Annotated in this window: 16 protein-coding genes; 12 read left to right on the top strand and 4 right to left on the bottom strand. The window is 71.8% G+C overall.

All coding sequences use genetic code 11. The features are described 5' to 3' along the window. Positions 1-53 precede the first annotated feature (53 nt). Positions 54-425, top strand: a complete 372-nt coding sequence (locus tag LFA75_RS13805) for an NAD-dependent epimerase/dehydratase family protein (RefSeq protein WP_225236062.1) — start codon at positions 54-56, stop codon at positions 423-425. 123 nt (positions 426-548) lie between these two features. Beyond that, positions 549-1,934, top strand: coding sequence for a polysaccharide biosynthesis tyrosine autokinase (locus tag LFA75_RS13810; protein WP_225234203.1), 1,386 nt, complete (start codon positions 549-551; stop codon positions 1,932-1,934). A 31-nt stretch (positions 1,935-1,965) separates the two neighbouring features. Here the strand turns inward: LFA75_RS13810 and LFA75_RS13815 are convergent, their stop codons facing one another. Beyond that, positions 1,966-2,388: a hypothetical protein gene (locus tag LFA75_RS13815; protein WP_225234204.1), complete on the bottom strand. Its 423-nt coding sequence runs from the start codon at positions 2,386-2,388 to the stop codon at positions 1,966-1,968. A gap of 688 nt (positions 2,389-3,076) precedes the next feature. Between LFA75_RS13815 and LFA75_RS13820 the strand changes: the two genes are divergently transcribed. Together LFA75_RS13820 and LFA75_RS13825 are read left to right on the top strand one after the other, a co-directional pair. Continuing rightward, on the top strand, positions 3,077-3,718 hold the full coding sequence (locus LFA75_RS13820; RefSeq protein ID WP_225234205.1) for an arsenate reductase/protein-tyrosine-phosphatase family protein: 642 nt from the start codon (positions 3,077-3,079) through the stop codon (positions 3,716-3,718). Positions 3,719-3,806: 88 nt separating this feature from the next. Beyond that, positions 3,807-4,160, top strand: a complete 354-nt coding sequence (locus tag LFA75_RS13825; protein ID WP_225234206.1) for a hypothetical protein — start codon at positions 3,807-3,809, stop codon at positions 4,158-4,160. Positions 4,161-4,164: 4 nt separating this feature from the next. Here the strand turns inward: LFA75_RS13825 and LFA75_RS13830 are convergent, their stop codons facing one another. After that, positions 4,165-5,271, bottom strand: coding sequence for an LCP family protein (locus LFA75_RS13830; RefSeq protein WP_225234207.1), 1,107 nt, complete (start codon positions 5,269-5,271; stop codon positions 4,165-4,167). 86 nt (positions 5,272-5,357) lie between these two features. Then, positions 5,358-5,927 (bottom strand): hypothetical protein, encoded by a 570-nt coding sequence (locus LFA75_RS13835; RefSeq protein WP_225234208.1) that lies wholly within the window; start codon positions 5,925-5,927, stop codon positions 5,358-5,360. A gap of 180 nt (positions 5,928-6,107) precedes the next feature. On the opposite strand from LFA75_RS13835, the gene LFA75_RS13840 reads away from it, so the two are divergent. Further along, the gene (locus LFA75_RS13840) at positions 6,108-6,761 is read left to right on the top strand and encodes an arsenate reductase/protein-tyrosine-phosphatase family protein (RefSeq protein ID WP_225234209.1); all 654 of its coding nucleotides are present in this window, start codon (positions 6,108-6,110) and stop codon (positions 6,759-6,761) included. Here the strand turns inward: LFA75_RS13840 and LFA75_RS13845 are convergent. Further along, entirely contained in the window at positions 6,719-7,018 is a 300-nt protein-coding gene (locus LFA75_RS13845; protein WP_225234210.1) for a hypothetical protein, read from the bottom strand. The two genes, LFA75_RS13840 and LFA75_RS13845, sit on opposite strands and share 43 nt — an antisense overlap. Positions 7,019-7,208: 190 nt before the next feature. Between LFA75_RS13845 and LFA75_RS13850 the strand changes: the two genes are divergently transcribed. From LFA75_RS13850 to LFA75_RS13880, 7 genes are all read left to right on the top strand, one after another. Then, positions 7,209-7,634 carry a hypothetical protein gene (locus tag LFA75_RS13850; protein WP_225234211.1) on the top strand — a complete coding sequence of 142 codons (426 nt, stop codon included), beginning with the start codon at positions 7,209-7,211 and terminating at the stop codon, positions 7,632-7,634. Positions 7,635-7,638: 4 nt separating this feature from the next. Then, complete coding sequence (locus tag LFA75_RS13855) at positions 7,639-8,229, top strand: arsenate reductase/protein-tyrosine-phosphatase family protein (protein WP_225234212.1); 591 nt, start codon at positions 7,639-7,641, stop codon at positions 8,227-8,229. Between the two features lie 211 nt (positions 8,230-8,440). Continuing rightward, entirely contained in the window at positions 8,441-9,946 is a 1,506-nt protein-coding gene (locus LFA75_RS13860; protein ID WP_225234213.1) for a sugar transferase, read from the top strand. Positions 9,947-10,019: 73 nt separating this feature from the next. Continuing rightward, entirely contained in the window at positions 10,020-10,166 is a 147-nt protein-coding gene (locus tag LFA75_RS13865; RefSeq protein WP_225234214.1) for a hypothetical protein, read from the top strand. A gap of 170 nt (positions 10,167-10,336) precedes the next feature. Continuing rightward, positions 10,337-10,495, top strand: a complete 159-nt coding sequence (locus tag LFA75_RS13870; protein WP_225234215.1) for a hypothetical protein — start codon at positions 10,337-10,339, stop codon at positions 10,493-10,495. Positions 10,496-10,535: 40 nt separating this feature from the next. Further along, entirely contained in the window at positions 10,536-11,855 is a 1,320-nt protein-coding gene (locus LFA75_RS13875) for a UDP-glucose dehydrogenase family protein (protein ID WP_225234216.1), read from the top strand. 47 nt (positions 11,856-11,902) lie between these two features. After that, the gene (locus tag LFA75_RS13880) at positions 11,903-13,054 is read left to right on the top strand and encodes a hypothetical protein (protein WP_225234217.1); all 1,152 of its coding nucleotides are present in this window, start codon (positions 11,903-11,905) and stop codon (positions 13,052-13,054) included. Positions 13,055-13,110: the final 56 nt, after the last annotated feature.

The following is a 13,110-nucleotide window of genomic DNA, read 5'->3' on the forward strand; positions in this document are numbered from 1 at the left end:
CATACTCCCCGTGTGGACTCGCGGGGTCCGCGGAGCCGGTCACAATAAACNGCATCGACGGTGACCCCACCGTCACCGTGTGGGGCACCGGTACCCCGCGCCGGGAGTTCCTGCACGTGAGCGACCTGGCGCGGGCGTGCGTGCACCTGCTGGAGCACTACGACGACGGCGCGCCGGTCAACATCGGGGTGGGGGAGGACCTGCCCATCGCCGAGCTCGCCCAGCTCGTCGCCGACACCGTCGGCTACACCGGGGAACTGGTCTTCGACACCACCAAGCCCGACGGCACCCCCCGCAAGCTGCTGGACGTCTCCACCATCCACGACCTCGGCTGGCGCGCGCAGATCGGCCTGCACGAAGGCCTCACCGCCACCGTCGCCTGGTACCGGGAGCAGCTCGCCGCCGGCACCGTCCGCACCGGCTGACAGACCTGTGCCTCTGTTCGCCGTTGCCCGAGGCGTAGGTGTTCGTGTAGGTCCTCGCCTACTGTCCTGCTGCATTGGAACAGCACGACGAGGTGCCGGACTGTTCGACGAAGCGGGGATGTAGTGGAACTCAGGGAAGTTCTGAAGGCGCTGAAGGCGTCTTGGTGGCTTGTGGTCGCCGGTGCATTGGTCGGGGCGTTGGCCGCGCTCGGGCTGAGCCTCCTGCAGACCCCGCTCTACAGCTCGCAGACCCAGCTGTTCGTCTCGGCCACCGACTCCGTGACGACTGCCGAGGCGTTCCAGGGCAGCCAGCTCTCCCAGCAGCGGGTCACCTCGTACGCCCAATTGCTGACCGGGGAAGAGCTTGCTTCGCGCGTCGTCGACGATCTGCAACTCGACCTGACTCCATCCGCCCTTGCCGGTCACATCACCGCGACCGCGGTGACCGACACGGTGCTGCTCAACGTCACCGTCACAGACCCCTCGGCGGTGCAGGCGCAGCGGATCGCGGAGTCAATCGGCACTGAGTTCAGCGCCATGGTCGAGGAGCTCGAGACTCCCAGCGGAGCCGACGCCGTGTCGCCGGTCAAGGTGACCGTGACCGACCGCTCCGACCTCCCGACCGCGCCGAGCTCGCCGCAGACGCTCCGCAACGTCGCCCTGGGTCTGCTCGTCGGTTTGCTGCTCGGAGCTGCCGGCGCGATTGCCCGCGTGCGCCTAGACCGGACGGTCAAGGACGCCGAGGACGCGGCCGAGCTGGCCGGCGGGCCGGTCATCGGCGTCATCCTCCGCGACGACGACTTGGCCAGCCAGCACACCATCGAGCGCAACAGCCTGAGTCGCACCGCCGAGGGCTACCGGCAGCTGCGCACCAATCTGCAGTTCCTCAACGTCGACGAGCCGCCCAAGGTCATCATGGTGTCGAGCGCCGTGCCGTCGGAGGGCAAGACGACCCTCGCGGTCAACCTGGCGCTCTCCCTGGCCGAGGCAGGCCGCACCGTCACGGTCATCGAGGCCGACCTACGCCGCCCCCGGGTCACCCGCTACCTGGGCATGGTCGGCGGCGTTGGGCTGACGAACATCCTTACCGGGTCGGCCGGCCTAGAGGACGTCATCCAGCCCTACGGCGACGGCGGTCTCTCGGTCATCGCGGCCGGGCCCACCCCGCCCAACCCGAGTGAGCTGCTCTCGTCGTCGCACATGTTCTCGCTCATCGACGACCTGCGGCAGAAGAACGACTTCGTGCTGCTCGACGCGCCGCCTCTGCTGCCGGTCGCCGACTCCAGCGGGCTGGCCGTGCTCGTCGACGGCGTCGTGTTGTCGCTGCGGTACGGCAGCACCACCAAGGAGCAGCTCGCCCAAACCCACGCCACGCTCGAGCGGGTCGGCGCCAAGACGCTGGGCGTCGTCCTCAACATCGTGCCGCCCAAGGCCGAGGTCACCTCCGCCTACGGGTACGGCTACAACTACGGCTACGACCCGGACCCGGCTGCACCCAAGACCAGCTGACCGCGCCGCATGTACCAGGCGTGCAGCTCTGTCAGCCGAGGCTGATGAAGAACGACCACCCGCTCGCTTCCATCTCGGAAGAGCTGTTCGTGATCTGCCCCCGGTCGCCGACCTCAATCGAGTAGAACTGTGCGTCCCCGACGTCGGGGATGGTCAACGTCCATGTGCACGTGCCGCCGGAGTAGTCCCCCTCGCTCAAGCTGGTGGCGCCCAGGACCACGCCTGACTCGTTGGTGAGGCGAACCGGCGTTCCGGGTCCGATGTCGGCATACCCCCCGTCGCCTTCGCAGTCCTGACGTAGATCCGAATCGGACAGAGTGAACAACACGGTGACGGCGTGACTCGAGGGCGGGGCGATCGCCTCGGTCGGCGGCGGGGCCGCAACCGAAGTGGCTGTGGGGTCGGGGGCGAAGGTCCCGGTAGCGGCAAGGATGATCAGCATCAGGATCACCACGCCGGCCCCCAGTCCGAGACCCAGGCCAACAGCTCTGCCTGTGCCCGACGTGACCCGCTGGCCCGCAGCGCGTGGAGGCACTGTTCCTGCCTGGAAGGGGCTCTGCGTCTGGCGCCAGGGATCCTGCTGCACAGGACGCTGATGCGGGAAATTCTGCGCGGGCGGCGCCGGTGACCACGACCCGTTCGGTCCAGATTCGGCCCACCCATGGGGTGCCCAGCCGGGGGACCCCGCTGGTGGTCCGCTGCCGGGTGGCGGCATGTGTGTCATCTGAACCCCGTTGGTCGCGTGGAACGGGTGGCAGAACGCACCCGTTCCAGATCATCGGCAGGCTCACCCGGCATCTGGAACAGGGGTGTCGGCGTGTCCCTGCGGACGGCAGTACCACCAAGGAGCAGCTCGCCCGGGCGCATGCCACGCTCGAGCGGGTCGGGGCCAAGACGTTGGGCGTCGTCCTCAACATCGTGCCGCCCAAGGCCGAGGTCACCTCCGCCTACGGGTACGGCCGTACAACTACGGCTACGACCCAGACCCGGCAGCGCCGAAGACCAGCCGACCCAGCCGCGCCCTGGTTGTCGATACCGCGGGTCAGACCGGGGCAGCTCCGCATCGTTACGCGTTGCGACTGTGCGGTGGCGCATCGGTAGGGAAGACTGACCGGGTGGCACGGCACTGGTCTCCCAATCCGGTGTTCACCGTGCTGTTCGTCTGCACCGGCAACATCTGCCGCTCGGCGATGGCCGAGCGCATGGCCCGCGCCTTCCTCGACGAGGCCCTCGGCGACGACGCCCACCGCATACAGGTGGTCAGCGCTGGCACGCACGCCGTGCAGGGTGCCGGTGTCCACCCCGACAGCGCCACCGTGCTCGAGGGGTTCGGCGGCGACCCCATCGGCCACGTCGCCCGGCAGCTGCTCGACGACATGGCCATCGACGCCGACCTGACCCTCGCGCTGACTCGCAGCCACCGCCGGTCGGTGCTCAAGGCCGCCCCGCGCGCCCTCCAGCGCACCTTCACCCTGCGCGAGGCCGCCGACCTCGTCGCCCTGGTCGGCCGCGACGTCCAGCTCGACGGCGACGACCTCGCCGAGCGGTGCCGGTCCCTTGTCAAGAAGATGGCCGCCGCACGGTCCAAGCGCCCCTCCGACGCCGCGGACGACGTCGCCGACCCCATCGGTCGGCCGCTCGAGGTGCACCAGGAGGTCGCCGAGGTGATCGCGGCGTCGCTCATCCCGCTGCTGACCCGACTGGTCGCCCTGCATCCGGCGGCGGCCGAGGTCGCCGGGACCGACGGGGACGACGGGAAGCCGCACCTCTACCTCGTCAGCTGAGCCACGCCACCCGCCAGGGTGAGGGCGCTGGTCCACGAGTCAGCACCGAGGCCGCAGACGCCGATGAGGGGACATCCGTGCTCCCGACATGACGAGGTCGACCGTGCTCACCCGCACCCTGCGCACCGCTGTGCTGCTCGCCGGCGTCCCCCTCCTGCTGACCAGCTGCGGCGGCGGTTCGGTCGAGGAGTTCTGCGCCGTCTACCAGCAGCTCGACGACGCCGACGGCGTCGAGGACGGCCTGCCGCTGCTGGACACGCTGATCGACGTCGCCCCCTCGGATCGGGTGGAGGAGGCCGCGGAGACACTCCGCGGTGCACTGATCACCTCGTTGCAGGGCGGCGGCGATGACGCCTCCGAGCTCCCGCAGGGGGCGCAGGACAGCGCCAGGGACGCTTTCGGCTTCATCGAGGCCTACGCCGACCAGAACTGCGTGCGCTGAACCGTCACCGCGGGGTGGCGGGAAGGGCCTCGTCGCTGAACTCGTCAGCGTTCTGGCCCAGTGAGTCGGTCTGCAGGTAGCCCCACATCCGGTCGCCGGTCGCCTGGTCCAGGTAGACCACGCTGGCCGCGCCCTCCGTGCCGGTGCCCAGCACCGGCGCGGTGAAGAAGTCCATCCCGCCGGGGGTGAGGCTGCGCGCCGACAGCGCCAGCTCCAGCAGGCCGGCGTTGCTCAGCGAGTCGTCGACCGCGATCGAGCTGGTCACCGCCTGCAGCACCGAGTCGATCTGGCCCACGCTGTCGAACGTGCCGGCGGCGAACAGCTTGCCGAACATCGAGCGCAGGTAGTTCTGCTGCCGCTTCACGCGGTCGAAGTCGCCGCCCGGCAGGTCGTAGCGCTGCCCGACGTACCAGCGGGCCATGTCGCCGTCGAGGTGGTTGAGGCCCTGGGTGAAGGTGTACGGGCCGTTCGTCGTGGTCTCCGCTACCTCGACGTCCACCCCGCCCAGCTGGTCGGTCATCGAGATCAGCCCGTTGAAGCTGATCGCCGCGAAGTGGTCGATGCGCACCCCGGTCAGGTTCTCGATGGTCTGGATCAGCAAGCTCGGCCCGCCGAACGCGTAGGCGGCGTTGATCTTGTTCATGCCGTAGCCGGGGATGTCCACCCACGAGTCGCGGGGGATCGAGACCACCTGCACGTGCTGCCGGTCGCCCGACAACCGAGCCAGCATGATCGCGTCGGACCGGGCGTCGGGGATCTCGCCGTCCACGATCTCGGCCCGGGTGTCCGACCCCACCAGCAGGAACGTCACCGGGTCGGCCACGGTGGCGGCTGGCTGCGCGGGGGTGGCCGGCGCCGGGCGCTCGGCCTCGTCGAGGTCGTCGAACACCCCGGCCACCCGGTCCACGTTGCCGGCGTAGCGGTCGGTCAGGAACCAGGCGCCGCCGGCCACGGCGAGCGCCAGCACCACGGTCAGCACACCCAGGCCGACGAGCAGCCGCCGGACGGGAGACACCGACCGCCGGCGGGGACGGGCGGCGGGCGTGGCGACGTCGTCCTCGTCGCCGAACAGCTCGTCGGCATCGGGACCGTGCTCGCGAGACCTGGCCATGCGTCGTCCACCTCCCCGTCGGAAGGCCTCAGGCTAGGGGGTTGACCTGCACGGTCGCCCGCCCGTGACCCCGACGGGGACGCTGGTCAGGGTTCGCAGGGCTGGAAGAAGAACGCCTCGTCGTCGAGCACGGCGGCGTGCACGGTGGCCGAGTAGGAACCGGTGGAGCCGGTCGCGGTATCCGCCTCGTCCACGGTGATCGGCACGGAGTAGACGTCGCCGTCGGGCGCGAGGCCCGCGTACCGGCCGTCGGGCACCTGCCAGCCGGGGTCGACGTCCAGCTCGACGAGGTCCGGTGTGTAGAGCGCCCGGTAGGTGTCGGTGAGGCCCAGGCCCTGCAGGAAGGTCAGGCACTCCGGGCCGCCGAAGCTGAACTCGGGGTGGTTGTGGGTGGCCAGGAAGTCGGCGTACGCGGCCAGCCCGCCCTCCGTGGACGAGCTGAGGCCGGCGTACAGCTCGTCGACCAGGTTGCGGGCCCGGTTCAGGTCGTCGTCGGAGGGGTCGTCGGTACCGCTGGGCCCCGCAGGTGCCGATGACGAGGTCGACGACGGGGACGCCGCGGTCGTCGGGGCGGGCGAGGCGCTGCCCGCCACGGTCGTGCTGCAGGCAGCCACCAGCAGTGCGGTGGGCAGGCAGACCAGGGCAGCTCGGCGCATGTTGGCACCATCGCACAGCCGGGGCCCGGGCACCTGTGGCGATGTGACCGACACGGGTGGGGTCGGTGGGACTCCCGGGACAGGGCGGCACTCGACCCCGAAAGTCCGCACGTCACAACACAACAAATGCGTGTCGTCACACCACGTGACTGATCGGTCCCTACCGTTCCGTCCGTGCGCATGACCTTCGTCTGTACCGGGAACATCTGCCGCTCCGCCGTCGCCGAGCGGATGACCCGCCGTGGCCTGCAGGACTGGCTGCCGGGTGACGCCGACCAGATCGAGGTCGCCAGCGCCGGCACGGCCGCCGTCGTCGGCTCGGCCATGCACCCCGCGTCCCGACGGGCGTTGGAGAACCGGGGGGTGCCCAGCAAGGGCCACGTCGCCCAGCAGCTCACCGAGGAGATGCTCGTCGACTCCGACGTCGTCATCACGATGACCGAGGAGCAGCGCGCCACCGTGCTCTCGATGTACCCGCGCGGCCTGCGCAAGGTTTTCACCCTCCGCGAGGCGGTCGGCCTGCTCGCCACCCTGCCGCCGGTCGTCGCCCCGCTGGCCCGCGACGGGGAGGCGCACGCCCGCGCCCTCGTCGCGCTGCTGGCCGACGCACGTCGCAACCGGGTCACCGAACCCGGCCAGGACGACGTCCCCGACCCGATCGGCCAGCCCGCTCAGGCGCACGTCGAGGTCGCCCAGGTGATCGAGAAGCGCCTCGGCCGGCTGCTGCGCGCCTTCGTGCAGCCCGAGTTCGCCGCCGAGCTGTGGGCACCGGTCACGGCGCCCGCACGGGTTCAGTCGTCGAGCTCGTCGTCGTCGGTGAAGAACGCGGCCTGAGTCGGCTTGGTCGACCGGATCGGCGTCGCGGGGCGGATCCGCGCGTCGTCCTCGGCGGGGTCCGGCTCGGTGCCCGCGAACAGCGGGGTCGGTGCCGCAGCCAGCACGGTCGACCGCGCGGCCGGCTGACGCGCATCCGGGTTGATCGGGAAGCGCATCCGGCAGGCCTGGCACACCTCGCGGTAGGTGACGTTCGCGTCGAAGCGCGGCTTGGGCACGTCGCGCAGCCGCTTCGCGTACCGCGACGAGGTCAGCACCAGTGGTCCACCACCGCAGTGCGGGCACGGGATCTCCGAGTAGCCGAGGATGGTCCGCCTTCGCTTCCTGTCTGCCACGGGCTCCATGGTGGCCTGTCACGCTGGGAGACGTCACCCTCACGGGTAGCTCCGGCGCGTCGATCCGTCGCCCGCCTTGGCGGACAGCGCGCTGACCAGCGACGATGGCCGGATGGACGACGGGGTGAAGGACCGGGTGCGCGTGCAGCTCTCGCGCGACGCGGTCAGCTGCCCGCGCTGCGAGCGCACCGAGCTCCGGCTGATGCGCTCGCGGGACGCACGCACCGGCCTGGCCAAGGTCAACCCGTTCTGGGACGCGCACGAGAAGGTCTACGAGCGCTGCAAGGTCTGCGGCTTCCGGCGGGCGGTCTCCGGTGGCGCCGTGGCCCGAGCCGCGGCCGACCCGGCGCGCGAGGGGCGACCTGTGCTCACCGGGCTCGGCTGGGTCGCGGTGGCGCTGATGGTCGTGCTGATCGCCGTGCTGACCGTGGTGCTGGCCGGTCTGCTCCTGGTTGTCTCGGTCTGGCTGGCCGTCGCCGTCCCGCTGGTCGTGCTGCTGCTCGTCGTCGGCGTGGTCGCCTGGTCCCGGCGGGGCTGACCCCGTGCACCTGCTGTTCGTGTGCACCGGGAACATCTGCCGGTCCCCGCTGGCCGAGCGGCTCACCACGGCCTTCGCCGCCGAGGTGGGCACCTCCGAGCTCACCGCGGAGAGCGCGGGCATCGGTGCCCTGGTGGGCCGGGCGATGGACGGCGAGGCCGCCGCGGTGCTCGCCGAGCTCGGTGGGTCCGCCGAGGGGTTCCGTGCCCGCTCCTTCAGCCCGGCGCTCACCGACCACGCCGATCTCGTGCTCGCCCTCGAGCGCAGCCACCGCGCGGTCGTGCTCGAGCGCGCCCCGCGGGCCCTGCGCCGCACCTTCACCCTGCGGGAGGCGGCCGCCGTCCTCGAGCTGCTGCCGCCGGAGGACCTGCCGACCGCCGACTCGGTGCACGAGCGCGGCGTGCAGCTCGTCGCCGCGCTGGCCCGGCGGCGCAACGAGTGGCGGGGGAGCAGCGGGGCCACCGACGTCCCCGACCCCTACCGACGTCCGTCGGAGGTGCACACCGCCGTCGGCCACGACATCGCCGACGCCCTCTTCCCCGTGCTGCAGGGCATCACGGGCGTGCTGCCGGCGTCGCCCGACCGCAGCGGGTAATCGGATCCTGCTTGTCCGTCACCGCACGTCACAGTTGCGGAATCGACGTGGGCCGATTCACCCGTTCGGGTGTCCGAGGTCCTTCCGCGTAGCACCCGTGCCCCGCTAGGTTTTCACCCAGCCGAGTGGACGACGGGGTTCCTGGCGGAAGTCTTCTCAGCTCTGGGCGGTCCGCCCCGAGCGGTACCGCACGGGGGTGCGCACGGTGGCCATGCTCGACACGCGGGACGACCTGCCCGCCCTCGCCCCGGCCACCGATCGGCGCCGGTTGTTCGCCACCACCCGGCTGCGCGGCCCCGGCACCGAGGCCCGCCGCTCGTGGCAGTCCACCTACGTGCGCAAGATCGTGCTCGCCGACGTGCTCTGCGCCCTGGTGTCGGCCCTCGTCGGCTGGGCCGTGCGGTTCGGCCCGGCATCGCTGGACCCCGGCCACGTGCCCTTCTGGATCGTCGCCGCGCTCCCGCTGGCCTGGGTCGGCGCCATGCTGGTCGCCCGCAGCTACGAGCAGCGCTTCCTCTGGATCGGCGCCGAGGAGTTCCGCCGGGTCTTCTTCGCCGCGATGCTCATGCTCGCCGCCGTCGGCACCGTCTCCTGGGCGCTCAAGCTCGACCTGGCCCGTGGCTTCGTGGTCGTGGCGCTGCCGCTGGCGACCGTGGCCACGCTGCTCACCCGCTACGTCCTCCGGGCCCGGCTGCACCGCGCCCGGGGCCGCGGCCTGTTCCTGCAGACCGCCGTGCTGGTCGGGCACCGCAACGGCGTCGGCGCCCTCAAGCGCCAGATCGAGCGCGAGAAGTACCACGGGTACTCCGTCGTGGGCTGCCTCCTGCCCGGCGGCCAGCACCTGCCGGCGCAGAGCCTGTTCGACGGCATCCCGGTGCTCGGCGGCCTGGACGACGTCGTCGCCGTGGTCGAGCGGTTCGAGGTGGACACCGTCGCCGTCCTGCCCTCGCCCGAGCTCGACGGGCCGCGGCTGCGCCGGCTCGGCTGGGACCTGGAGAAGACCAACGCCGAGCTGCTGCTCGCCCCGGCGGTCACCGAGATCGTCGGACCGCGGGTGCGCATCCGCCCCGTCTGCGGCCTGCCGCTGCTGCACATGGAGCGCCCCGAGCTGCGCGGCATTCGCCGGGTCGCCAAGGACACCGTCGACAAGACGGTGTCGGCGCTCGCCCTGCTCGCCCTGCTGCCGGTGCTGCTGGGTGTCGCGGCCGCCGTCGGGCTGACCAGCCGCGGCGGCGTGTTCTACCGGCAGGAGCGGGTCGGCCGCGACGGCCAGACGTTCTCCATGCTCAAGTTCCGCTCGATGGTCGCCGGTGCCGACGCGATGGTCGACCACCTGGCCGGGGGCAACGACGGCAACGGCGTGCTGTTCAAGCAGAAGACCGACGCCCGGGTCACCCGGGTGGGCAAGGTGCTGCGCCGGTACTCCCTCGACGAGCTGCCCCAGCTGCTGAACGTGCTCCGCGGCCACATGTCGCTGGTCGGCCCGCGCCCGCCGTTGCCCACCGAGGTCGAGCGGTACGGCTTCGACATGCACCGCCGCTTCCTGGTCAAGCCCGGCATCACCGGCCTGTGGCAGATCAGCGGCCGCTCGGACCTCTCGTGGGACGACTCGGTGCGCATCGACGTGCGGTACGTGGAGAACTGGTCGCTGACCTTCGACTTCATGATCCTGTGGAAGACCGTCGGCGCCGTGCTGCGGGGCTCCGGGGCCTACTGACCGTCACCGGGTGAAATGGAGACCGCCCATCCGGGGTCTTCAGCTCCGGCCGCGCACGACCGATGGTCTCCTCGTGATCATCGCGCTGTTGGCCGCCTGGGTCCTGGGGGGACTGCTCCTGGCCCTGCTCGTCGGCGGCGCCGTCCGGGTGGCGGACGCCCGGCGCGACTGGACGGTGCCCGCCGACCAGGTCGAGGTGCCCACCCCGATCGAGGTCTGAGCCCAGCGCCTCAGCAGGCCGGAGCGCGGTCGAGCAGCACCGGGTCGATGTCCCGCTGCCGGCACACCTGCGTACATGCCGTGCGGCGCGCAGTCGGGAGCTCCGCAGCGGGGTGCCAACGGGTGATTCGGCTCCACCTCCTGGTCGGTCCTGCCGAGAACCCCAGGACCATGGACACCACCGTCGTCACCCTCATCCCGGCCCTGCTCGCCCCGCTGGCCGGCGTCTGCGCCGCGTTCCCCGGGCAGGGCCGGTGCACCGTCTCGCCGACCACGGCCGCGCTGCTGGCCCGCGCCGTCCCGACGCCGAGGACGCGCACCGCGGCCTGACAGGATGGACCCGTTGGCGTCCGACGACGACAGGGGTCCCATGAAGCTCTCGGTGATCGGCTGCGGCTACCTCGGTGCCGTGCACGCCGCCTCGATGGCGCAGCTCGGCCACGACGTCGTCGGCATCGACACCGACACCGCCAAGGTCGAGCTGCTCGCGGCCGGCCGGGTGCCCTTCCACGAGCCCGGCTTCGAGGAGCTGCTGCAGTCCTCGCTGGCCTCGGGGCGGTTGCGGTTCTCCCCGGACATGGCGCAGGCCGCCGGCTCGAAGGTGCACTTCGTCTGCGTCGGCACGCCGCAGAAGCGCGGCGAGTACGCCGCCGACCTGCGCTACGTGGAGTCGGCGACCGAGTCGCTGATCGAGGTGCTGGCCCCCGGCGAGCTGGTCGTCGGCAAGTCCACCGTCCCGGTCGGGACGGCGGCGCGGCTGGCCGAGCTGGTGACCGGCAAGGCGCCCGGTGCGCTGCTGGCCTGGAACCCGGAGTTCCTGCGCGAGGGCTTCGCCGTCCAGGACACCCTGCACCCCGACCGGCTGGTCTACGGCCTGCCCGCCGGCGCCGACGGCGACACCGCCCGGGCGCTGCTGGACGAGGTCTACGCCTCGATCGAGGCCGACGGCACGCCCCAGGTGGTCACCGACTACGCCACCGCAGAGATGGTCAAGACCGCGGCGAACTCGTTCCTGGCCACCAAGATCTCCTTCATCAACGCGATGGCCGAGCTGTGCGAGGCCACCGGTGCCGACGTGAAGCAGCTGGCCGACGCGATCGGCTACGACGACCGGATCGGCCGCAAGTTCCTCAACGCCGGCCTCGGCTTCGGCGGCGGCTGCCTGCCCAAGGACATCCGCGCGTTCATGGCCCGGGCCGGGGAGCTGGGCGCCGACCAGGCGCTGACCTTCCTGCGCGAGGTCGACAACATCAACATGCGCCGCCGGATCCGGATGGTCGAGCTGGCCCGCGAGGTCTGCGACGGTTCGCTGCTGGGCAAGCGGATCGCCGTCCTGGGGGCGGCGTTCAAGCCCGACTCCGACGACATCCGCGACTCCCCGGCGCTCAACGTCGCCGCCCAGCTCCAGCTGCAGGGCGCCACCGTGCGGGTCACCGACCCGGCGGCCGGGGACAACATCCGCCGGTCCTGGCCGCAGTTGGACGTGGTGGACTCCGCCGAGGAGGCCGCCGAGCGCGCCGACGCCGTCCTGGTGCTCACCGAGTGGAAGCAGTTCCGCGAGCTCGACCCGGTCGCCTTCGGCCGGGTCGTGGCGCGCAAGGCCGTGCTGGACGGGCGGCAGGCGCTGGACCGCGACGTGTGGGAGGCCGCGGGCTGGTCCTACCGGGCGTTGGGCCGCCGCGCCGGCTGACCACCGCGTCGGCGCCGCGTCCGGCTGCAACCAGGGATACTGGGCCGGTGCTGACCCGCCGGGCCCTGCTGGCCTCCGCCGCCGCGACCGGTCTGGCCGCCGTGCTCGCCGCGTGCACCCGGGACCCATCCGCCGGCCCGGTGTCCACCCCGGCCCCGTCCGGGCCCGGTCTGCGCGCCGGTGACGAGCGGGAGCAGCTGCTCGCCGAGGGCGACTACGGCATGGTGAACTTCCCGGACGGGCACACCACCTACGTCGCGACGGACAACGGCTACCGGGTGTGGCTCGCCAGTGGGCTGGTCTCCGGTGGTGGTGGGAGCACCGTGGCCGTGGACAGCCCCGACCTGGTCCGGTTCCGGCCCGCCGAGCTCGACGGCCGGGACGCGGTCGCCGTCCTGGCGCCGGTGGGCGGCACGGAAGCCCTCGACAGCGACTACTGCGGCCCCGGATCGGTCTTCCCAGCGGCCGACGGCAGCGGGCTCTGGCTGGTCTACCACGGGGAGAACCACACCTTCGCCGGAGTCACGAACGACGGTTCCCCCTACTACGCCACGATCGGCCTTGCCTGGTCGTCCGACGGCGGGCTCACCTGGCAGCGCCGGGGCGCCGTCATCACCGGACAGGTGCCCCGGGACGACCAGCCGGCACCCCGCGACGTCGTCGGCGCCGGATCGCTGTGCGCACTGGTGGCCGGCGGGTACGTCTACGTGCTCTACATCGACTGGAACCTGGCTACCCCGGACGAGCTGCACCTGGCGCGGGCCCCGCTCGACGCGGTCGACGACCCGGCGGCCTGGCAGAAGTGGCACGACGGTGCCTTCTCCACGCCCGGCGACGGCGGGGCCAGCACCGCCGTCGTCACCCGCCCCGGCGACGGTGACGTGACCGTCGTGGCCGGCGGGCCGTCGCTGAGCTGGAACACCCACCTCGAGCGGTACCTGCTGGTGTTCCAGACCGCTGACGGCTTCTGGTGGACCCACTCGACGACGCTCACCGACTGGGCCGAGGCAGTGCAGTTCCTCGGCCTGGACGCGCCCTCGGTCGCCGGCGCGGCCTTCGTGGCCTACGGCACCCTGCTCAGCCCCGGGGCGCCCAACGACCAGGTCACCGGGCGGGATTCCTACCTGTACCTCGCCATCAGCGAGGGCGAGGACGACAGCCACTCCCTCTGCCGGATCCCGGTGACGGTCTCCCGCTAGGTGTACTGACCAGAGACGTTGTTCTCGGGCGTGTGACCACTCGATCTGACTGAGGA

It is taken from the genome of Klenkia terrae (assembly GCF_900491935.1).
In the GTDB taxonomy this organism is placed as follows: Bacteria; Actinomycetota; Actinomycetes; order Mycobacteriales; family Geodermatophilaceae; genus Klenkia; species Klenkia terrae.